This is a genomic window from Prevotella sp. P3-92 (assembly GCF_002251205.1).
Classification (GTDB): Bacteria; Bacteroidota; Bacteroidia; order Bacteroidales; family Bacteroidaceae; genus Prevotella.
The window spans coordinates 29,957-52,869 of the sequence record NZ_NPJE01000001.1 but is presented as its reverse complement, the minus strand read 5'-3'; the positions used below and the strand labels follow the sequence as shown (position 1 = coordinate 52,869).

Genomic DNA, 22,913 nt, shown 5'->3' with positions numbered 1-22,913 from the left:
GCAGTATGACACAGAATCGGAAATGAATGCCTACTGTGATTTGCTTACTGTCGCTGTCCAGCAAGTTCTTAACGATGAGATAGACAACATACAATAGTACCGATTGCACTTGCCAGTTGAATACGCGGTTGATAACAACCCTCAAAACATGTTAACTTTGGTTAATATTATGGTTGTAGCTTTATGGTATTTTCGTATGTCTTGTGATATTGTAGTATCTTTGTAGAATAACAAAATATAATAGATTCATGACCATAACTATAATTGTATTGATTATAACTATAGCCATGTTTATCTGGGGAAGGGTGCGTGGCGATATTGTTGCCTTATCTTCTCTCATGGTTCTTACTGCAACAGGTGTTCTAACAACAAGTGAAGCACTAAGTGGTTTTTCATCGCCAATTCTTATCATGATGGTGGGACTTTTTGTTGTTGGTGGAGCAATATTGCAAACCGGATTAGCTCAATCGGCAGGTAATAGCATTTCGAAAATGGCTAAAGGTAATGAGACCAGAGCTTTGATATATGTGGTATTGGCCACTTCTATTATTGGTGCTTTTGTGAGCAATACAGGAACGGTTGCTATTATGATGCCCATCATTATGAGTATGGCTGCAAGTTCCGGCATACGTTCGTCGCGTCTGTTAATGCCAGTTGCCTTTGCTGGTAGTCTTGGTGGTATGCTGACATTGATAGGTACTCCTCCTAACCTTGTTATTAGTGAAACACTTGAAGAGAATGGTTATGCTCCGTTGAAGTTCTTTTCTTTTTTCCCAGTTGGTGTTATTGTGATTGCTATCGGTCTGGCTGTATTGTTGCCAATGAGTTTGTTGCTCATTAAGAAGAAAGGCAAACATCAAAACGGTGGTCAAGGCAAGAGCGTTGATGATTTGGCAGTTCAGTATCAGCTTCATGAAAATATCTATAAGTATAGTGTAGGCAACAACAAAGGAGGATTGGCTGGCATGCGAGTGCAAGATTTGGACTTGCAGAATAAGTATGGATTGACGATACTTGAAATACGCAATGAAACGAAGAACGCGTTGGGCAAGGAAATCCGTCAGAATATGGCTTGGGCGGACACTATGATAGTGCAGGGTGACATCTTATATTTCTATGGCGACAAACAGGCAATGGAGACATTTGCCCGTGAGCGTCATATTGTCAGCATGTCAACCGACCGACTTGATTTCTATGATATAGGCATTTCTGAGATTGTAGTACTTCCCACCTCGCGCCTTATCGGAACCCGTATCAGGGATTCCCGTCTGCGTGAGGATTACTCGGTCAATATTCTCAGTATTCACAGAGATAAGAAGTATATTAAGGAAGAACTCAGTGAACATCGCTTGCAAAACGGTGACATCCTGTTGGTGCAGGGTCAGTGGGGAAAAATCATGCAGATGAACCACGAAAATGAAAACTGGGTAGTATTAGGTCGTCCTGACAAGTTGATGGAGAGGGTTTCCCTTGATTACAAGGCACCAGTAGCTGCAGCTATCATGCTTTTGATGATCGTGATGATGGTGTTCGATTTCATTCCCATAGCGCCTGTGGTTGCGGTTGTGTCAGCAGCCTTGCTGATGGTTTTTGCAGGTTGTTTCCGAAGTGTGGATGCTGCGTATAAGACCATCAATTGGGAGAGCGTTATGTTGATTGCAAGTATGATGCCTATGTCAATTGCTTTGGAAAAGACGGGTGTGTCACAGATAGTGTCTGAAAATCTAGTAAGGAGTCTGGGAGCGTTAGGTCCTTATGCCTTATTGGCAGGTATGTATTTCACCACTTCATTGATGACTATGTTTATTAGCAATACAGCAACGGCGGTATTGATGGCTCCTATTGCCCTTACTGCAGCTCAACAAATCGGAGTGAGTCCATACTCATTCATGTTTGCCGTAACATTGGGAGCCAGTATGTGTTTTGCATCGCCATTTTCAACCCCTCCCAATGCTTTGGTGATGAAAGCCGGTCGATATACTTTTATGGATTATATTATCGTGGGATTGCCTTTGCAGATTATCATAGGCATTGTCATGACGATAATTCTTCCATTGCTTTTCCCATTTTGAGTTGATAGGTAAAAACAGTCCGCAAAAACGTTCCATTTCATAGCACCTTTTCTCGCCATGGCATAGTTCAAGTGAACTTAACTCTGCTCATTTGGCTTAACTTTCATATCATACTATTGCTTCCCTGTGTGTTCGGGTCATCATCGGGATATGTTCGGGTTTTGTTGTTTCATGATGTGATATTTTCTCGCTCTCAACATTCCCACATCGTGGTATTCTCCTGTTCTGTTCCTTGTTTCTCCCATCTTTGTCCCATCATTGTCCGCTAAATATTGGGACTTAGTGCGGAGTCACTTGTGACTTACTTAGGAGTTGACTACGACTGTGTGCGGACGGAATGTTTTGTGCGATGAGTGATTCTCTCTTGAACCACGTTGCAAAGATACAACATCCCCAAAAACCAATCATACGTTTCTTGCGATTTGAGGACATTTTTATCAAAATGTTTACTACCCATAAATGAACTTGCTTCACAAGGCGGAAACCAGTTTATATGGCCTTGACGCCAAGGAGAGGGAAATCCTGCCACCTCATCACCCGATTGACAGGTCGTTTTTGATAGAGAAAGAATCTCAATCACAGTTATCTCAATTATAAAATAGTCACATGAAAAACGAAACCCCCTTCTTTATATACTTATAACTATTTAATAATCAATAATATATATATAAGAAAGTAAGGTTAGGGGGTATGTTTTTTTTAATTGAGAGAACTGAGATTGAGATTACGGCACAACAAGTAACAAGTAATTTAAATGATTAAAAAATTAATTATCAATGACTTACGATATTTTAGTACTACCGCTCCAACGATGCCAAACACTGGTAGGGGCACTCATTTTATCAAATTTATCCTCTCCCAGGCGTCTTGTGAGATGCGAGAACCGCTTGTTCCGATGGTAATACCGGCCTTGGCAACTCACTTACATGAAGTCTCATTGATGTATTCGGACAACAAATATTATGATATCTGCGGACAAATGGGGCATTTGATAGGTCCTTCAGGTTTTGTAAAGGCCCTACAGAGACATCTTCTGGAGTCTATAATGCGCGCAAAAAAGAAGACCCTTCCTGCATATATGATAGAAGGGTCTTCTTTGTATGGCGTAAATGCTTGTAGCCATGTGCTTGTCAATTCTGGGTTCATGATGGCAAATTTGCATCTGAACTCATCTACGCAATAGTCTTTTTTGAGCCAGCTCTCTACCTCATCATTGGTGATTACCGAGCCGTTGCTCATCTCGCTGCCAGCTGCGGGGATAGTCAGGATACAGCCGATAGGAAGATATTGTGTTGCGTGATCCTTGTGCTCGTATAGTGTCCATACATCACCTTGGTAGAATCGTCCAGATGATATGGCTTTGCAGGAGTCAATGACAGATCCTCCGCCTACGGCAAGGAGAAAATCTACATTTTCCTCCTTACAGAGTTCTATGCCCTTTCTTACGAGTGAAAGACGTGGGTTGGGTTTTACGCCTCCCAGTTTTACGTATGCTATTCCTGCTTCTGTGAGGATCTGTTCTACTTTCGCCAAGAGGCCAGAGCGTATGGCGCTTTGTCCGCCATAATGTATTAAAACCTTTGAACCTCCGTGTTTTTTTACGAGTTCTGCCACTTGGCTTTCTGTATTGCGACCAAACGCAACTTGTGTTGGAGCATAATAGTTGAAATTCTTCATATAGCTTGTTTTTTATAGTTTTTCGTATGCAAAATTACGCATTCCTGATGATTTTTCATCAGGAATGCGTAATTAATGGTATGTTCGTGTGAGGACTTCTTTAGTTGGATGCGCTGGTATTTACCACGGGTTGGGCAGCATCATCGCTACAGAGTACGACAAGCAGATTGCTCACCATCGCTGCTTTTTTGTCGTCGTCAAGTGTCATTACTCCCTCGTTGTTTAGTTTGTCGAGTGCCATTTTAACCATTGATACGGCCCCTTCTACAATCTTTTCGCGTGCAGCAATAATGGCTGTAGCTTGTTGGCGACGCAGCATCACGGCAGCAATTTCCGGTGCATAAGCCAGATAGTTGATTCGTGCTTCAATTACTTCTATGCCAGCCATCGCCAGTCGTTCGTCGATATGTGCTTCCAGTTGTTTGTTGATTTCATCGCTTCCGTCGCGTAGTGTCAGCTCTTGGGTGTTGTTGTTTTCGTTGTCATAAGCATATTGTCCAGCCACTTGTCGTAGGGCGGCATCTGCTTGAATGCTTACGAAGAGTTCGAAGGCGTTCATGATTCCTGCTGCGGTAGCGATTCCTTGTGTTTGTTGGCTTGCCATGGTCTGTGAGTCAATTTCAAACATGGCTTTATAGGTATCTTTCAGCTTCCATACCAGTACCATTCCAATCATTACAGGATTTCCCGTTTTATCGTTTACCTTAATGGGTTTCCCGTCAAGGTTACGTGCTCGGAGTGATAGTTTCTTTTGGTTTATGAAGGGGTGTATCCAATAGAAACCGGCCTTGGTGAAGGTTCCTTTGTATTTGCCGAAAAACATCAGGACACGAGCTTCTCCCGGTTCTACGAGGATGAATCCTCCTGCCATGATAAGCGAGAGTAGTATAAGAAGTCCTCCGGCAATACCGCTGGTGATGGAGCAGGCGAGTTCCCATTCTTCCATGCTGATGGCTGTAATGACTAATGCAATACCTCCGAAGAAGCATAACAGATTGAGCACGAGCATTATGATACCGTTGAGACACATGCCTGAGTAGTTGAATTCTTTAGTTTCCATATGATTAATTGTTTTTTAATAATAATATTTAATTGTGATCATTTCTATGGCGTTAACCTATGGGGATTCGTCGGTCGGTTTACCAAGATTGATGCAAAGGTATATGTTTTTTTTTAGATTCGTTTACATCAAACGGAATTTCTGATATTCAGATTCGATTATTCTTCGATATGCGATAGGGAATGGATGAAGTTTCCCAAAAGATTGAATGGTGACTCTTGTGGGAAAACATACATGTATCTGAAGGAGTGTCTCACGTGCCAGATAAGAGAACTGGAATTGTTGGTGCCGACAAAGACATGGTCTCCTTGTGTGAAGTACCATTCATCGAGTTCGTTGCCTGAAATCTTCATGAATTCGCGTATCAGTTGCTGTGCTTCTTTGGGTGAAGATGCCTCTGCAAATGGGATATTGCCGGCATCGAAGTCGAAGAGACTGACCAATACGGAAGCTGTCAGACTGGCAACATGTTCCATGTAGAGTTGTGTTATCCATGAACGGATGTGTTCATAGTCGATGTTGTCGCGTGTGGTTCGTAGATAGATGGCCAGTTCTACGAAGCGCCGTAGATGTATGCCTTGTGTGAGTAGGTTGCGCGAGATTCCTACCAACCGTAGCATGAAAGCCTTAGTAGCTTGCAGGCTTTCTATTGATATTTCCTTTTCAGCTTGTTGGAGCAGTCGGCGCAGTTTTCTGTTGAGTAGGGGATTGGACAACCGTTGTTCTTCGGTTTCTTGTTTGTCGATATCGGCTTCTGCTTGCTCTGAAACGGCATGAATAGTTGCTTGTTGCCAGTTGGCCAATAGACTTGCGTCAAGACGTAGGAAGAAGTCATCGGCAGACTGTCGTATTCCGTCAAATACCCATGGTGTAATATCATGGATTTGTGCAAAGACGAGTGCGCGTTCCCATTTCCATGCCGACATGGGTTCAAGCGTCAGATGCTCGTTGAAAGCCCCTTCGCGTAGCAGACGGATACAATTGCGCTGGATGATGTTCATAATCAGGATACGTGTTTAGGATAACGCAACAAGATGGCGAGTAGGGCAGTAAAGCCGATTGCCATTGGATAATAGAGATAAGGCAGAATGCTGATGGGGTTGAGTGCAGCCAGTCCTGCAGCCATTAGCATTTGTGCTCCATAGGGTATAAGTCCCTGCATCATGCATGAGAAGGTGTCGAGTATGGATGCGCATTTCCGATTATCTACTCCGAAACGGTCGCCTATTTGCTTGGCAATACCTCCTACGGTAATGATTGCCACGGTATTATTGGCTGTACAGAGGTCAACGAGCAATACCAGAGCGGCGATAGCGAGTTCTGCTCCCCGTTTGGTGTGGATATGACGCGTCATGCGCTGGATAAGGAAGTCTATTCCTCCCTGGTGTTTGATGATTTCCAGCAGGCCTCCTGCCATCATGGTGATAATGATGAGTTCACCCATTCCCATGATACCTTGCCCCATGGATCCCATCCATCCGTAGAAGTCAAACGATCCGTCGATAAGGCCTATGGCTCCTGTGAGTGCGATGCCCAGCGTGAGTACTGCCATGACGTTCATTCCGCAAACTGCTGTCAGCAGAACGACGAGGTATGGTATAACCTTTAGTAGCGATACTGGTCCTACCTTTTGTGGTGCCTGAGTATGGAGTCCCATGACCACATATATGGCGAGGATAGCGATGGCTGCAGGAATGACGATATAGGAGTTGACTCGGAATTTGTCTGAGAGTCTGCAACCTTGGGTTGAGGTAGCAACAATTGTCGTGTCGGATATGAATGAGAGGTTGTCGCCGAAGAACGAACCGCCAACTACGACTGCCACCATGAGTGGTAGTGCTGTACCGGTCTGACTGGCAACGCCTGCTGCAATAGGGGTCAGGGCGACGATTGTGCCTACGCTTGTTCCCACAGAGAGCGAAATGAAGCAAGCCGCCAGAAACAGTCCTGCCAGCAGCATGTTGGCGGGCAGTAGTGTAAGTGCTAAATTGACGGTAGCGTCGATAGATCCCATGGCCTTTGCGCTATTGGCAAAGGCTCCTGCCAAGATAAAAATCCATATCATCAGCATCATCTGTCCTGTTCCTGCTCCTCGGCTGTAGATGTCTATGCGTTTGCGTAGTGGGATTCCTCCTGCCATAATGACCGCATAGATAGAGGCCACCATGAAAGCCACGGTGATGGGCACTTTGTAAAAGTCACGAGCAATGATACTCGTGACTAGATATAGGACGATGAACACCAATAGTGGTGATAGTGCGATGATGCCTTTTTTCACGATTGTGTTACACCTTTTTTGTGATTATACTTTTATTATAACGTAACTCCATTTTTGAAGATGGATATTTCGCGATAGCCATGTTCTTCGTTTCGTGCCTGTTGTCCGCTTGCCACAGCCAGTACTTTGTCGATGAATTCAGGCAGCAGTTCTTGCATGGTGCGTCCTTCTATGAGTTGTCCGGCAGAGAAATCTACCCAATGTGGTTTGTTTTTTGCCAGAGTGGGGTTGGTGGCAATCTTCATGGTGGGTACGAAAGTGCCGAATGGTGTTCCGCGTCCGGTAGTGAAGAGTACGATATGGCAACCGCTGGCAGCCAGAGCGGTAGATGCAACGAGGTCGTTTCCTGGTGCAGAAAGCAGGTTGAGTCCGTCGTGTTGCAGTCGGTCTCCGTATTCCATGACGCCGCTCACAGGTGCTTTTCCGCATTTTTGTGTGCATCCTAATGCTTTGTCTTCGAGGGTGGAAATGCCTCCTGCTTTGTTTCCTGGGCTTGGGTTTTCTCCTACGGGTTCTCCGTGTGCGAGGAAATACTCTTTGAAGTTGTTGACCATAGAAACGGTTTGCTGGAAGAGTTCTGGAGTTTTGCAGCGGTTCATGAGAATGGTTTCTGCTCCAAACATTTCAGGAACTTCTGTCAGAACGCTTGTTCCGCCTTGTGCTACGAGCCAGTCGCTGAATTCTCCCACGAGTGGGTTGGCTGTGATTCCGCTGAATCCGTCGCTACCACCGCATTTCAGTCCGATGCGGAGCTTGCTGACGGGTACGTCAACGCGCTTGTCCTGACGTGCGTTTTGATAGAGTTGGCGTAGTTCCTGCATGGCGGCTTCTACTTCGTCTCCTTCAACACGTTGTGTGACAAGCAGTTTGATGCGGTCTTTGTCGTAGTCTCCCAACATAGCCATGAAGTCTTCGGGTTGATTGTTCTCACATCCGAGACTGAGTACGAGTACACCACCTGCATTGGGGTGTAGGCAGATGTCGCGTAGCACTTTTCGAGTATTCTCGTGATCGTCTGAGAGTTGTGAGCATCCGAAATTGTGGTGCCAAGTCCAAATGGCATCAATACCTTCGCAGTGGGTTTCTGCTTGCAGTCTGTGTGCCAGTTGTTCTGCAATTCCGTTGACGCATCCCACGGTCGGAACGATCCATATTTCGTTTCGTACGCCTACGTCGCCGTTTTTGCGTAGATAACCTTTGAAGGTGCGGTGTTCGTCGGCAATATTGAGTGTTGCATCAACGGGTTGATAGGTGTATTCAAGTGTTCCGCTGAGGTTTGTTTTCAGATTGTTTTCGTTTACCCAGTCGCCTGCTTTTAGGTCAGTCTTTGCATGTCCGATAGGGTAGCCGTATTTGATGATGTCTTCGCCTTGTTTCACATCCTTGATGAGCACTTTGTGTCCGGCAGGAGTGTCTTGATTGACGATAATCTGTTGGCCGTCGATTTCGATGATGTCGCCTTTCTGTTTGGCTTCGAGACATACTACAACCGAGTCGGCTGGATTGATTTTGAGATAAGTCTTGAGTGGTTTCATTTTGTATAGTAGTTTAGTTTGTTTTCTGAAGCTGTTTATCCGATGTTGTTACGTCGGTAGAAGTCGATATTCTCCTTGGTGAGGAGTTCGATGGGCATATAATTGATGGGTTCCACCTTTTTTTTCAGTACGATGGCTCGGAAAAGTGCATCGACACAGGTGTATCCTTGCATGAATCCATGCTGTGCGATAAGAAATGAGATGCTTCCCTGGCGTACGCATTCAGCATTCTTGGGCACCATGTCGTATCCCATAATCTGCACGTTTCTTCTGTTGGAGCGTAGTAGAAATTCTCCTACCAGATGTGCCTTCGAATTAAAGGTGATGCAATGGTGTATGAGTGGATGCGAGGTGAAGAATTCTTCGAGAATATCATCGTATTGTTCGCGTTCGGTGTCGAGTGACAGGTTAACTTCTGTAATCGTTACATCAGGGAAATGGTCGTGCATGTAGTGTCGGAATCCCGTTTCTCGGTTTTCTTGTTGTTTTGATGCCACGTTGCCGTTGCGCATTTGTTTCATCAGCATGATTTCTGTCTCGTGAGGAGCGAGCATCATGAGCATGCGTGCTGCAAAATATCCGCTGGAGAATGAGTCTTGTCCGAAGAATGTCAGCGGTTTGAGGTCCGGCATGTATGAGTCGAGTAGTACGAATGGAATCTGCCATTGGTGAATCAAGTCGCAGTATTTGCGCATGACGTCGATTTTTGTCGGCACCATGATGATGCCGTCTGGTTCTTCCTTGAGACATTCGTCCATAACCTTTTCAAAAGTGTCTGTCGCAAACCTATTGTAATAGAGCAGTTTGACCGAGACTCTGAAGTCACGGAAGCGTTCGCATGCTGCCATGGTGCCTTCTTCCACTTCGTCCCAATATGCTTCCGATTCGTGTTTGGGAAGGATGCAAAAGAATTGGTACGACTTGTTGTACGCCAGTGCAGAGGCATACATATTGGGCTTGTAGTCCATTTCTGCTAAAGCCTTTTCTACTTTCTCGAGTGCGCTTTTCGACACGTTGGGACGCTTATGGAGCACCCTATCGACCGTGCCGACGCTGACGCCAGCACGTTCGGCAATATCCTTGATTCTTATTTTGCCTGTATCCATAGTTGTTGCAAAGGTAATGTAATTCGCTCAAAATACAAAAAGAAAACTCGTTTTTCTTTGTCTGTTTCTTAAGATGTAGTCTGTCCTTGGTATCAGAAAATGGCATAATAGTATCATGTTTGGTTGTGGAGGAGGGATTGAGTGGTTATATGTTACCGATTTTTAGCCTTTGCTCTCGGCTTCTGGATGCCTTGACCTTTGGTCGAGCCATTTTCGCCTCGGCATAGTCTTAAAGTAAACTTAAGCCTTTGCTCTCGGCTTCTGGATGCCTTGACCTTTGGTCGAGCCATTTTCGCCTCGGCATAGTCTTAAAGTAAACTTAAGCCTTTGCTCTCGGCTTCGGGATGCCTTGGGAATGGCTTCGGGATGTTTACAAGCGATAAGTCCTAAGTGAGTCCTAAGTAAGTCCCAAGAAATAACAGACGATAATGGGAGTTTGATGGTAAGAAATGAAGAGTGGCAAGCTGTGGCGGAATCATGCGAAAGTTGTATAAAGGTATTGTGGATGTTCTGAAGAAATTCTATCAAGTGCTGAAGAAACTCTGAAACATATATATAAAATAGGTGTATGAGAACCAATACGGAATAGCATGGCTCTTATAGTCTGTTTCTGCCGTCTTTAGGGGCAAAAAAGGTCAGACTAAAACGTTTACGGCATATTTAAATCGAAAAAACAGTATAGAATTTGCACGTTTGAAATTTAATATGTACTTTTGCAAACAAAATATCAAACAGCAGATAATTACTAAAACAAATGGCAAAAATCGTAACATTGGGCGAAATTATGCTTCGCCTGTCACCCAACGGCAACGACCGTTTCATTCAGAGTGAATCATTCCGCATCATCCCCGGTGGAGGTGAGGCTAATGTGGCAATCTCAGTGGCCAACTATGGTCATGAAGCCTATTTTGTCAGCAAACTGCCCAAGCACGAGATTGGTCAGATTGCCGTTAACGCACTGCGCCGCTATGGCGTGAATACCGAATTTGTGGCTCGCGGTGGTGACCGTGTCGGTCTTTACTATGCAGAGACTGGTGCTTCTATGCGCCCATCAAAGGTTATCTACGACCGTGCCAACAGCGCTATTGCCGAGGCTGATGCATCCGATTTCGACTTTGATAAAATCATGGAAGGTGCTCAGTGGTTCCATTGGTCAGGCATTACTCCTGCCATTTCTGACAAAGCTGCCGAGCTGACCCGTCTGGCTTGTGAGGCTGCTAAGCGTCACGGAGTGACCGTTTCTGTTGACCTGAACTTCCGTAAGAAGCTCTGGACCTCAGAGAAAGCAATCTCTATCATGCGTCCACTTATGCAGTATGTTGATGTATGTATTGGTAACGAGGAAGACGCAGAACTCTGTCTCGGATTCAAACCCGATGCCGATGTAGAAGGTGGAAAGACCGATGCTTCAGGTTATGAGACTATCTTCAAGCAGATGAAGGAAACTTTCGGCTTCAAATATGTAGTATCTACTCTTCGTGAGTCTTACTCAGCAACCTTCAACGGTTGGAAAGCTTTGATCTACGATGGCAAGGAGTTCTATCAGTCGAAGCGTTATGAGATCAACCCCATCATCGACCGCGTAGGTGGTGGCGACTCATTCTCTGGTGGTCTGATCCATGGTCTGCTCACCAAGAAAACTCAGGGTGAAGCCCTTGAGTTTGCAGTAGCTGCTTCAGCTCTGAAGCATACTATCAACGGCGACTTCAACCTTGTAAGTGCTGACGAGGTAGAGGCTTTGGCTGGCGGAAATGCCAACGGACGTGTTCAGCGCTAATCATTCTAATCATAGCAATCATTATGAGTAAATTTGATAAGATAGCCGTACTGAAGAAAATCGGCGATACAGGAATGGTTCCTGTATTCTACAATAAAGACCTTGAGGTTTGTAAGAATGTGGTAAAAGCCTGCTACGAAGGTGGTGTCCGTGCATTCGAATTTACCAACCGTGGCGATTTCGCCCACGAGATTTTTGGTGAACTCGTGAAATGGGCTGATAAAGAGTGCCCCGAACTGGCTCTCGGTATCGGTTCTGTAGTTGACGCTCCCACAGCAGCTCTTTATCTGCAGTTGGGTGCCAACTTCGTGGTTGGTCCATTGTTCAATCCCGAAATTGCTCCCGTGTGCAACCGCCGCCTTGTGCCTTATTGCCCAGGCTGCATGACAGTCAGCGAAATCGGTAAAGCCCAGGAACTGGGATGCGACCTGACCAAGGTGTTCCCTGGCGATGTGGTAGGTCCCAACATGGTAAAAGGTCTGAAGGCTCCAATGCCTTGGTCAAAAATCATGGTTACAGGTGGTGTGGCTCCAGAAGCCGAAAACCTCAAAGCATGGTTCAAGGCTGGCGTCTATTGCGTAGGTATGGGCTCGAAGCTCTTCCCCGCTGACAAGGTAAAAGCCGGCGACTGGCAGTATGTTACCGACAAGTGCAAGGAAGCACTTGGCTATGTAGCCGCTGCTCGCGCATGATGACTCACTCCCTTTGCTAAAAGGAGAAAATCATCGGCTTATTATCATCATAAACAAAAGGAGATTAAGATATGAAACACGATGCGATAAAAGCAGAGAGTGCATTTCTTAATCTCCTTTACGCTTTTTTTATTGCACCATTAGCACTCCTTCTGCTGACGAGCTCATGTCAGGCTCCTCCACGGCAAGATGTACAACAATTCAACGACAAGGCCTATGAAGCCCATTACCGCTCGTTGGATTCTGTGGAGCATTATGCCCGAAAAGCCCTCCAACTGGCACAGTATGACGATGACGGAAAGGCAGAAGCACTCAACAATCTGGCCTTCGCCAATATTGTCCGGATGGATTATGCCAAGGCAGAACAGCAACTGACAGAGGCAGCTACGCTAACCGACAATCAGATAGAACAACTCGTCTCGCAAGTGCAACTGATGCGACTCTGTCAACGTCGTTCTCGCAATCGTGATTTTTATGAGCATCGCGAACGAGCACTAAACTGTTTGCGCCGTATCAACGAAGAGCGTGCAGCACTCTCGCCAAGAGATACCCGACGGATGATTTATGCCGAGAGCGAATTGGCCATCGTCAATTCCACCTACTATTATTATGTAGGTTTGGAGCGACAAGCCTCCAATGCCATTCGACAAATCAACGAGGATGATGTGCGTCGCGACACAGCACAGTATCTTAATTACCTCTACAATATCGGCGCAGGAGGTATTATCATAGAGGGAACAGCCGAAGATATTGCCAACGAAGAAATAGAAAATCTTTTCCATTGTGTTTCCATGGCAGAACGTTGTCATTATCCCTACTTTGAAGCCAACGCCAAAGAGGCTTTGGCAGAACGTCAGAATGACCTGCAACTGGCAGAAGAGGCACTCATGCTGTTCCGGCAGTTTGGCGATGTCTATCAGATTGCAGGTGCACACCGCACGCTGGCCACATGCTACCATGTCATGGGAGACGACCGCCAAGCCCTCAAACACCTTTACCAAGCATTGGCAGACAAACGCATCAATCAGGCTCCAGACCTTGTGGCAAGTATTCGCGAACAGATGAGTGTGGCCTATGCGGCTCTCAACGATAAACCCCAAAGCGATTATAACCGCAATGTTTATATCGATATACAGGAACGCACTCGTCAGGATCGTGAATTAGAAGCACGCGCCAATATGTATGAAGTGGCTTCCATGCAACTTAACGTCATGATAATAGCCGTTATCGTGGCCATCTTTCTGCTGATACTGTTACTTTGGATCTTCAACCGCATGAACCGCAGGCAGAAGCAGGACAACCAACTGACAGAGATCCTGGAACAAAAGCAAGAAGAAGTTGCAGAAGCATGGATGAGGGTGGAGCGCAACGAAAAACAGCATTTGGAACAGCGGGCCAAGGTCGCACTTGTCATCAGCATCATACCACTCATAGACCGTATTATTCATGAAGTGAAGCGACTCGGAGACACTCCTCATGCTAAACCTTCGACTGATGAACAGCAGAATATGCTCAAGATACGGCAGGAACGGCTTGGCTATATTCAGGAACTGACCGATCAAATCAATAAATATAATGATGTGCTGACACAATGGATTCAATTGCGTCAAGGCAGTCTGAATCTCCATATCGAGAGTTTCCCACTTCAAGGACTCTTTGATGTTGTTGCCCATAGTCGTACAGGATTCAATATGAAACAAGTGACACTCGAAGTGGAACCAACTACCGCAGTAGTCAAGGCCGACAGAGTGCTCACCCTCTTCATGCTTAATACGTTGGCAGATAATGCCCGGAAGTTTACAGAACGTAATGGACTCGTGACGGTCAGCGCCAGCGAAACTGAAACATACGTGGAGGTAATGGTTAGCGATACCGGCAAAGGAATGGACCAACAGACCCTCGACCATCTCTTCGATGCCAAGCCAGTAATAGATCATGTGGGCGAAACGCCAACAGGAGAACAACGCTCGCATGGGTTCGGATTGATGAACTGTAAAGGTATTATTGAGAAATACCGTAAGATAAGCAGCATCTTCAGCGTCTGTACGCTGACTGCAGAAAGCGCAGTAGGAAAGGGGAGTAGGTTTGCCTTCCGATTGCCCAAAGGAGTTCGTCGTACGCTCACAGTATTGTTGTTGCTAATGGTAGGGTGGAACACCATGGTCGCTCAATATAACCGCAATCAGGCTCATATCTATGCAGACTCAGCCTATTTCTCCAATATCAACGGAACGTATGAACGCACGTTGGAATTTGCAGATTCATGCATGAAATACCTTAACTTGCAGTATCTCAAACAACGTTCTGACAGCTGCCTGCTCATGAAACTGATTGACGAGAGTGCCACACTATCGCCAGAAATAGCGTGGCTGCACGATAGTGTTGATGTCAACTATCAAGTAGTGCTCGACATTCGTAATGAGAGTGCGGTGGCAGCCCTTGCCCTTCACGATTGGCAACTCTATGCTTATAATAACAAGGCCTACACCCAGCTGTATAAAGAACTCTCAGCAGACAATACCCTTGCTGACTATTGCCGAAAAATGCAGCAATCGCAATCTAATAAGCGTATCGCGGTCATTCTGCTCATCATCATCCTCATGCTTCTCATTCCAGCCTACTATATGCAATATTATCGGCATCGACTATATAAACAGTTCAATAGGGAGAAAAAACAACGCATAGATATCGAACTGGCGGATGACGAATTGCGGTGGGCAGAACTTGAATGTAGCAATCTTCATGTTACCAATGCCGTACTTGACAACTGTTTGTCAACGCTAAAACATGAGACCATGTATTATCCCAACCGCATCCGGCAGTTGGCTTCTGCAGATGATCAGAACAATCTCGCAGAAGTGGTCAGCTACTATCGCGAACTCTATGGTATTCTCAGCGAACAAGCACTTCGACAAGTGGAACGCTTCCATCTTCATCTCAAGGCTGTCGATTGCTATGGTCATCAAGTTTTGGGAGATAGCCATGCGCTGAATGTGATGTGGCAAATCTTGGTGCAAAAAGACAGCGAGGTTAGTGTAGAGAGCAAAGACAACCGTTATTGGCTCTTTACTATTACCCAACCACACATGAATATTTCAAAGGAGGAGGCAGAAACACTCTTCACCCCTTCCTCTTCAGAACATATACCTTATCTGTTATGCCGACAGGTGGTGCGCGATCATGGAGAAACAACAAACTTGCGTGGTTGTGGCATTTGGGCAACAGTAGAGGATGGTAAAACTTATGTGAAATTAACATTACCCAAATATGGAAAACTTTAAACTTATTATCGTAGAAGATGTGCCGTTGGAACTTAAAGGCACGGAAGGAATCATCAGAAACGATATTCCTGAAGCCGACATCATAGGTACGGCAAGCAATGAAGCTGACTATTGGAAGCTGATCCGTCAGCAAAGACCGGACTTGGTATTGCTTGACCTCGGACTTGGAGGTTCTACAACTGTTGGCGTGGAAATCTGTCGTCAGACCAAACAAAACTATAAAGAGGTAAAAGTGCTGATTTTTACCGGCGAGATTCTCAATGAGAAACTATGGGTTGATGCACTCGATGCGGGAGCAGACGGCATCATTCTTAAAAGTGGAGAATTGCTGACTCGTTCAGATGTCGGAGCTGTGATGGAAGGCAAACAACTGGTATTCAACGAACCTATACTCAAAAAGATTGTTGAGCGTTTCAAACGGGATGTTACCATGCAACTGGTACGTCAAGAGGCTTTGGTCAACTATGAGATTGATGAATATGATGAGCGTTTCCTGCGTCATCTGGCCCTCGGCTATACTAAAGAACAGATTACCAACCTGCGGGGAATGCCCTTTGGCGTGAAGAGTCTGGAGAAACGACAGAATGAACTGGTCCACAAACTCTTTCCTGAAGGAGAGAGTGTTAACGCCACCCGTTTGGTGGTAAGAGCCTTGGAGTTGCGTATCCTCGACCTTGACAATCTTGAACCTGACGCAGAGTGATGAAACTGACCGATTAGAGGTGAAGAGAGTAATCAGTATGAGTATGTCGATATGGTGAAAAAGCGATTAGCATATTTTGCAACAACCTTGGCAATGGCAGAGGTGGCGTTAATCTTGTTTTCGTGGATATGGAGTGCGGCATTTCCAAACGATCAAGTTCGTTCTCTCCTGTCTAGTGAAGGATTGCGCTGGTTTTTCGGACATTTCTCTGAGATATTGGCAACGCCATTGATGGTGAATATATTGTTGATGGGAATGGCTTATGGTTGCTTGCGCCGATGTGGAGTATTGGCCTACAGCAATACCTATCGCGAACGCCGTGCCTTGCTGATGAGTCTGGGACTCTTGGTGGTCTATGCTGTGGCATTACTTTTGCTGACCATACTGCCCCATGCCGTGTTGTTGAGCGCTACCGGACATCTGTTTCCGTCGCCATTCGCTTCAAGCCTCCTTCCTGTATTGGCATTCTCCATCGTCACCTCATCCATGTTATATGGAGCGGTAATGGAGCGAATCCGTCATATCGGGCATGTCTATGACTCGTTGTTGGATGGACTCCGTAGTATTACTCCTTTCATACTTTTCTATATACTATTCATGCAAATCTATGAGTCCATACGCTTTGTGTTTGGCTAATCCCTCATTTTTAGGTATTGTGGCATTGGGAGAATAGGCGTACCTTTGCAACGTGTTAAGAACATCACAGACACAAAAATGGTAATAGTATTTGTTTAGTTTAGTATGAAATCGGTCGGTATGCTGCCGGCCGTTTTTCTTTTCCATCTCTGATGGCGATTCTCGATTACAGATATTGCACATTCCGTTTTGTGGTGTGCAAATAGAAGGGGCGGTTGTATTTTTCCCAAGCATTACGTGCAGTAAAATTTGGTATTTCGGGTTCTAATTTGTATCTTTGCACCAAAGATATAAGTAATAAGATATGTTTGAAAACTTAAGTGAAAGACTTGAACGTTCGTTCAAGATACTGAAAGGTGAAGGAAAAATCACCGAGATTAACGTGGCAGAAACCTTAAAGGATGTGCGTCGTGCTTTATTGGATGCTGACGTCAACTATAAGGTAGCCAAGAGCTTTACTGATACGGTAAAGCAGAAAGCCATGGGTATGAATGTGCTGACTGCTGTGAAGCCCAGTCAGTTGATGGTGAAGATTGTACACGACGAACTGGCTGAACTGATGGGCGGTAAAGCTGTCGAACTTACATTAGAGAATCGTCCTGCCATCGTGCTGATGTCGGGTCTGCAAGGTTCGGGTAAGACAACGTTCAGCGGAAAACTTGCTAATATGCTGAAAAACAAACAGCATAAGAATCCATTGCTCGTGGCATGCGACGTCTATCGTCCTGCTGCTATCCAGCAGTTGCACGTAGTGGGCGAGAGTGTTGGTGTACCTGTATATTCCGAGCCAGATAATAAAAATGTTGTAGAGATTGCCAATAATGCCATTCGTGAAGCGAAGGCTAAAAACTATAATGTTGTCATCATCGATACTGCTGGTCGCTTGGCCGTTGATGAGGAGATGATGAACGAGATAGCTACGCTCAAAGAGGCTGTCAATCCAGATGAAACGCTCTTCGTGGTTGACGCCATGACGGGTCAGGATGCTGTTAATACTGCCAAGGAGTTTAACGATCGGCTTGACTTCGATGGTGTAGTACTCACCAAACTCGATGGTGACACCCGTGGTGGTGCTGCCCTTTCCATTCGTACTGTTGTAACCAAACCCATCAAGTTTGTGGGAACAGGTGAAAAGATGGAAGCTATTGATGTATTCCATCCTGATCGTATGGCAGACCGTATTCTTGGAATGGGTGATATCGTATCACTTGTTGAACGTGCTCAGGAACAGTTTGATGAAAAACAGGCCAAAGAACTTGAGAAGAAGATTCGCAAGAACAAGTTTGATTTCAACGACTTCATGAGTCAGATTCAGCAAATCAAGAAAATGGGTAATATCAAAGATCTTGCAGCCATGATACCTGGTGTAGGAAAAGCTATCAAGGATGTGGATATCGATGATAATGCCTTTAAAGGTGTTGAGGCCATCATTCAGTCGATGACACCCAAAGAACGTGCAAACCCAGATATCATCAATCAAAGTCGTCGTCAGCGTATAGCAAAGGGTAGTGGTTCAAAGATAGAAGATGTGAACCGCCTGCTCAAACAGTTTGAGCAGACCCGTAAGGTGATGAAGATGATGACAGGCGGCAATAGCTCGAAAATGATGCAGATGGCTAATGCCATGCGCCACATGAAGGGTGGAATGCCCAAGATGTAATGTTCTTATAGATAAAGGACACAGAAACATAACAATTCAAACGAAATAAACTTTATGCAACTGATAGACGGTAAAGCAACCGCAGCGGCTATTAAGGCTGAAATAGCGGAAGAAGTGAAAGGCATCATGGCCAATGGAGGTAAGCAACCTCATTTGGCAGCAGTGTTGGTAGGTCACGACGGTGGTTCGGAGACCTATGTGAAAAATAAAGTACTGGCTTGCGAAGCTTGTGGATTTAAATCAACCCTTATCCGCTATGAGGACAATATTACTGAAGAGGAACTGCTGAAGTGCGTCGATCGGTTGAACAAAGATGCCGATGTAGATGGATTCATTGTACAGTTGCCATTGCCCAAACATATTGATGAGCAGAAAGTGATTGAAGCCATCGACTATCGAAAGGATGTGGATGGATTCCATCCCGTCAACGTAGGACGTATGGCTATTGGATTGCCTTGCTTCATTTCTGCCACACCATTGGGCATTATTACTTTGCTCAAGCGCTATAATGTTCAAACAAGTGGCAAGAAGTGTGTCGTATTGGGCAGAAGCAATATCGTGGGCAAACCTATGGCACAACTCATGATGCAGAAACAATATGGCGATGCTACCGTTACTGTTTGTCACTCTCATTCGGAGAACCTCAAAGAGGAATGTAGAAATGCTGATATCATCATCGCTGCCATTGGACGTCCCGACTTCGTTACAGCAGACATGGTGAAGCCTGGTGCAGTTATTATTGACGTGGGCACCACTCGAGTACCTGATGCCACACGCAAAAGCGGATTCCGTCTTAATGGTGACGTCAAGTTTGATGAGGTAGCACCTAAGTGTTCGTTTATCACTCCCGTGCCCGGTGGAGTAGGGCCGATGACTATCTGCTCGCTGATGAAGAATACTTTGGCTGCTGGTAAGAAGGAATACTATAAATAGAGAATAATGACAATGACAGCTCAGGAATATTATGAACAAGGTAATGCTTGCCGCAGACAGGCCGACTGGCAAGGAGCTATCAACAATTACTTGAAAGCCATCGAGATTGACCCAGAGAGTCCTGCTGTCGAAGCAAAGCAAATGCTTGACGATATCCTGAACTATTATCACAAGGATTCGTATAACCCATAAAATATAAAAATTATGGCAAAGGTTAAAGGAGCTGTTGTGGTTGATACCGACCGCTGTAAAGGATGTGCGCTGTGTGTAAGTGCTTGTCCACAAGGCGTTATTGTATTGGCCAATCGTGTCAATGTGCATGGCTATCCCTATGTGGAACCTGCACAGATAGACAAGTGTACAGGTTGCACTTCGTGCGCCATTGTGTGTCCGGACGCTTGTATTACTGTCTATCGTAAAAAAATGGAGGGATAAGATTATGATAGAACAGGAAGTAACACTCATGAAAGGCAATGAGGCCTTGGCCCATGCTGCCATCCGCTGTGGTGCTGACGGATATTTCGGATATCCTATTACTCCGCAGAGTGAGGTCATCGAGACTCTGGCTGAACTGAAACCCTGGGAAACCACCGGTATGGTGGTGTTGCAGGCTGAAAGTGAAGTGGCGTCTATCAATATGATCTATGGTGGAGCCGCTGCAGGAAAGCGCGTGCTCACCTCGTCATCATCGCCAGGCATCGCATTGATGCAGGAAGGTATTACCTATATGGCTGGTGCAGAACTGCCCGGTGTGTTTATCAACGTGCAACGCGGAGGACCCGGACTGGGAACCATCCAACCCTCACAGGGCGACTATTTCCAAGCTACTCGTGGAGGAGGTAATGGTGACTATAATACCATCGTCTTAGCTCCTGATAGCGTTCAGGAAATGGCAGACTTTGTGGATCTCGCATTTACGCTGGCTTTCAAATATCGTAACCCTGCCATGATTTTGGCTGATGGTGTGATAGGACAGATGATGGAAAAGGTTGTTTTGCCACCCATCAAACCGCGTCGCACAGAAGAGGAAATCAGAAAAGAATGTCCTTGGGCTACTATCGGACGCACCAAAGACCGCAAGCCCAATATCATCACGTCGCTCGAACTCAAACCTGAGGCTATGGAGTTGCGAAATCTTCATCTCCAAGAGAAGTATAAGACCATCCGCGAGAAGGAAGTACGCTATGAAACCATCCAGTGTGATGATGCTGATTTTATCGTTGTGGCCTTCGGTAGTGCAGCACGTCTGACACAGAAAGCTATGGAAATGGCTCGCGAAGAAGGACTGAAGGTGGGACTGTTGCGCCCCATCACGCTGTGGCCATTCCCGTCAGAAGCTATCGCTCAAGTGGCAAAAGGCAAGAAAGGCGTACTTGTGGTAGAAATCAACGCCGGACAAATGGTACAGGATGTGCGCCTGGCTGTTAACGGCGATATCGCTGTAGAGCATTTCGGTCGCTTGGGAGGTATTGTTCCCGAGCCAGAGGAAATCGTTGAAGCTATAAAGAAGATGAGGTAACTATGGAGAACGAAATCATTAAACCGGAGAATCTGGTATATCAGAAACCGACCCTGATGAACGACAACCACATGCATTATTGCCCTGGTTGTTCACATGGCGTGGTACATAAGTTGGTGGCTGAGGTCATCGAGGAAATGGGTATGACCGATAAAACCATTGGCGTGTCACCAGTGGGATGCGCCGTCTTTGCTTACAACTATCTGGACATCGACTGGCAGGAAGCTGCCCATGGACGTGCTCCTGCTGTGGCTACTGCCGTTAAACGGCTTTGGCCTGACCGTCTTGTGTTTACCTATCAAGGTGATGGCGACTTGGCTTGTATTGGAACATGTGAGACCATCCATGCCTTGAATCGTGGTGAACATATCGCTATTATCTTCATCAATAATGCTATATATGGTATGACAGGCGGACAAATGGCGCCTACTACCTTGATGGGAATGAAGACTTCTACCTGTCCTTATGGTCGTCAGGCTGATCTTCATGGATATCCCCTTCACATCACCGAGATTGCTTCTACACTCGAAGGCACATGCTATGTGACTCGTCAGAGTGTGGAAACTGTGGCTGCCATACGTGGTGCCAAGAAAGCCATACGTAAGGCTTTCGAAGCTTCGATGGCAGGAAAGGGAAGTAGTCTTGTAGAGATTGTATCAACCTGCAATAGTGGATGGAAAATGTCACCTAAGGCCGCTAACGAATGGATGGAAGAACACATGTTCAAATACTATCCAAAGGGTGACCTCAAGGACACTACGGGACTTTAGTCAATCAACAGGAAATAAACAACGAAGCAATGAAAAAAGAAATCATCATATCCGGTTTCGGAGGACAAGGTGTACTCTCTATGGGTAAAATCCTGGCCTATTCGGGACTGATGGACAATAAGGAAGTGACATGGATGCCTGCTTACGGCCCAGAACAGCGTGGTGGTACTGCCAATGTCACAGTCATTGTGAGTGACGAGAAGATATCGTCACCAATCCTCAGTAAGTTTGACATTGCCATTGTGCTCAACCAACCTTCGCTGGAAAAGTTTGAACCAAAACTCAAACCTGGTGGCATTCTGATATACGACAGTTTCGGAATCATTAATCCTCCTACACGTAGCGACATCACAGTATATCGTATTGATGCGATGGACAAGGCTGCCGAGATGAAAAACGGTAAGGTGTTCAACATGATTGTGTTGGGTGGACTGCTCAAGGTTGCCCCTGTTGTAAGTACTGCTGGCGTAGAGAAAGCTCTTTTCAAAACGTTGCCTGAACGTCATCATGGTCTTATTCCGCTGAATATGCAAGCCATTGAAGAGGGTGGTAAGATTATCGCTAAACAGTAACAGAACAGTTGAAATCATAAAAGAAGAGTGAAGAATCAGGTTCTTCACTCTTTTTTTACGTTCTGAATGATGCGCTTTATGGGGCGATATTCAATTCTGTCACCCCACCATAAGGTGTCTGATGCTTCCATGCCTCTTCTGGGGAATAGAGCTTGGCATAGATGGAAGCTGCGGCAAGTACACCACCGTGGGCGAAGATGACCACCCGATGGTAGTTGTGATCTTTCAATTCGTCGAAGAAGGAGGCTACCCGTTGATACTGCATTGGAAAACTCTCGCCATTGGGTGTCGGCAAATGCAGATAATCATCATACCATTGTTGCAGATAGGGGTCTGTAATGTTGTCGTAGCGTTGCATTTCCCAATCGCCCATGTTCATTTCCATCAATCGCTTGTCGGCGTTGGCAGAGGCAAAGCCACAATAGTCTGCCAACAATCGCGCCCTGGTAAGTGGTGAAGTGAATGCAGCATCAGGAAAACCATCCTTCCAATATGTTTCAAGCTGTGTTTTTGTTTGTTCTGCTTCTTGCTGAAAAGTATCGGCTACGCTAACGTCTGTCTGACCATAACAGGTGCCTGGTGCAACATTGACATGGGTGTGTCTGACCATAATGATATTCATACGCTATGGGAATGATTTCT

19 protein-coding genes and 1 pseudogene are annotated in these 22,913 nt (G+C 45.6%); 13 read left to right on the top strand and 7 right to left on the bottom strand.

The features are described from left to right. The first annotated feature begins 248 nt into the window (after positions 1-248). Positions 249-2,072 (top strand): SLC13 family permease, encoded by a 1,824-nt coding sequence (locus CIK93_RS00265; RefSeq protein WP_094446227.1) that lies wholly within the window; start codon positions 249-251, stop codon positions 2,070-2,072. A 1,122-nt stretch (positions 2,073-3,194) separates the two neighbouring features. On the opposite strand, the pseudogene CIK93_RS00260 reads toward CIK93_RS00265, so the two are convergent. The 6 genes and pseudogenes from CIK93_RS00260 to CIK93_RS00235 all read right to left on the bottom strand — a co-directional run. Next, positions 3,195-3,749 (bottom strand): annotated as a pseudogene (locus CIK93_RS00260) (iron-containing alcohol dehydrogenase); the annotation flags it as partial. Positions 3,750-3,849: 100 nt separating this feature from the next. Next, entirely contained in the window at positions 3,850-4,809 is a 960-nt protein-coding gene (locus CIK93_RS00255) for an SPFH domain-containing protein (protein ID WP_094389677.1), read from the bottom strand. A gap of 158 nt (positions 4,810-4,967) precedes the next feature. Further along, the gene (locus CIK93_RS00250; RefSeq protein WP_094389676.1) at positions 4,968-5,810 is read right to left on the bottom strand and encodes a hypothetical protein; all 843 of its coding nucleotides are present in this window, start codon (positions 5,808-5,810) and stop codon (positions 4,968-4,970) included. Between the two features lie 2 nt (positions 5,811-5,812). Beyond that, on the bottom strand, positions 5,813-7,087 hold the full coding sequence (locus tag CIK93_RS00245; RefSeq protein ID WP_094446225.1) for a Na+/H+ antiporter NhaC family protein: 1,275 nt from the start codon (positions 7,085-7,087) through the stop codon (positions 5,813-5,815). A gap of 35 nt (positions 7,088-7,122) precedes the next feature. Next, on the bottom strand, positions 7,123-8,622 hold the full coding sequence (locus CIK93_RS00240) for a UxaA family hydrolase (protein WP_094446224.1): 1,500 nt from the start codon (positions 8,620-8,622) through the stop codon (positions 7,123-7,125). Between the two features lie 35 nt (positions 8,623-8,657). Next, entirely contained in the window at positions 8,658-9,728 is a 1,071-nt protein-coding gene (locus CIK93_RS00235) for a LacI family DNA-binding transcriptional regulator (protein ID WP_094446223.1), read from the bottom strand. Positions 9,729-10,482: 754 nt separating this feature from the next. Between CIK93_RS00235 and CIK93_RS00230 the strand changes: the two genes are divergently transcribed. From CIK93_RS00230 to CIK93_RS00175, 12 genes are all read left to right on the top strand, one after another. Then, positions 10,483-11,505, top strand: a complete 1,023-nt coding sequence (locus CIK93_RS00230) for a sugar kinase (protein WP_094389672.1) — start codon at positions 10,483-10,485, stop codon at positions 11,503-11,505. 23 nt (positions 11,506-11,528) lie between these two features. After that, a complete protein-coding gene (locus CIK93_RS00225) occupies positions 11,529-12,197 on the top strand; it encodes a bifunctional 4-hydroxy-2-oxoglutarate aldolase/2-dehydro-3-deoxy-phosphogluconate aldolase (protein ID WP_094389671.1) in 669 nt (222 codons plus the stop codon). A 71-nt stretch (positions 12,198-12,268) separates the two neighbouring features. Then, positions 12,269-15,478: a DUF5112 domain-containing protein gene (locus tag CIK93_RS00220; RefSeq protein WP_094446222.1), complete on the top strand. Its 3,210-nt coding sequence runs from the start codon at positions 12,269-12,271 to the stop codon at positions 15,476-15,478. Next, positions 15,465-16,181, top strand: coding sequence for a DUF5932 domain-containing protein (locus tag CIK93_RS00215; protein ID WP_094389669.1), 717 nt, complete (start codon positions 15,465-15,467; stop codon positions 16,179-16,181). Before CIK93_RS00220 ends, CIK93_RS00215 begins: the two co-directional genes overlap by 14 nt. Positions 16,182-16,232: 51 nt before the next feature. Continuing rightward, the gene (locus CIK93_RS00210) at positions 16,233-16,817 is read left to right on the top strand and encodes an AbgT family transporter (protein ID WP_144007286.1); all 585 of its coding nucleotides are present in this window, start codon (positions 16,233-16,235) and stop codon (positions 16,815-16,817) included. A 304-nt stretch (positions 16,818-17,121) separates the two neighbouring features. Beyond that, the gene (gene ffh, locus CIK93_RS00205) at positions 17,122-18,477 is read left to right on the top strand and encodes a signal recognition particle protein (protein WP_094433919.1); all 1,356 of its coding nucleotides are present in this window, start codon (positions 17,122-17,124) and stop codon (positions 18,475-18,477) included. A gap of 54 nt (positions 18,478-18,531) precedes the next feature. Beyond that, positions 18,532-19,410: a bifunctional methylenetetrahydrofolate dehydrogenase/methenyltetrahydrofolate cyclohydrolase FolD gene (folD, locus tag CIK93_RS00200; RefSeq protein ID WP_094389666.1), complete on the top strand. Its 879-nt coding sequence runs from the start codon at positions 18,532-18,534 to the stop codon at positions 19,408-19,410. A 12-nt stretch (positions 19,411-19,422) separates the two neighbouring features. After that, positions 19,423-19,602: a tetratricopeptide repeat protein gene (locus CIK93_RS00195; RefSeq protein WP_094389665.1), complete on the top strand. Its 180-nt coding sequence runs from the start codon at positions 19,423-19,425 to the stop codon at positions 19,600-19,602. A 12-nt stretch (positions 19,603-19,614) separates the two neighbouring features. Next, entirely contained in the window at positions 19,615-19,845 is a 231-nt protein-coding gene (locus CIK93_RS00190; RefSeq protein ID WP_094446221.1) for a 4Fe-4S binding protein, read from the top strand. A 4-nt stretch (positions 19,846-19,849) separates the two neighbouring features. Beyond that, on the top strand, positions 19,850-20,929 hold the full coding sequence (locus CIK93_RS00185) for a 3-methyl-2-oxobutanoate dehydrogenase subunit VorB (RefSeq protein ID WP_094446220.1): 1,080 nt from the start codon (positions 19,850-19,852) through the stop codon (positions 20,927-20,929). A 2-nt stretch (positions 20,930-20,931) separates the two neighbouring features. Continuing rightward, positions 20,932-21,699, top strand: a complete 768-nt coding sequence (locus CIK93_RS00180) for a thiamine pyrophosphate-dependent enzyme (RefSeq protein ID WP_094440143.1) — start codon at positions 20,932-20,934, stop codon at positions 21,697-21,699. A 29-nt stretch (positions 21,700-21,728) separates the two neighbouring features. Further along, positions 21,729-22,271 (top strand): 2-oxoacid:acceptor oxidoreductase family protein, encoded by a 543-nt coding sequence (locus CIK93_RS00175; RefSeq protein WP_094433917.1) that lies wholly within the window; start codon positions 21,729-21,731, stop codon positions 22,269-22,271. Positions 22,272-22,347: 76 nt separating this feature from the next. Here CIK93_RS00175 and cobC read toward each other — a convergent pair whose 3' ends face one another. Beyond that, positions 22,348-22,893 (bottom strand): alpha-ribazole phosphatase, encoded by a 546-nt coding sequence (gene cobC, locus CIK93_RS00170; RefSeq protein WP_094446219.1) that lies wholly within the window; start codon positions 22,891-22,893, stop codon positions 22,348-22,350. Positions 22,894-22,913 lie beyond the last annotated feature (20 nt).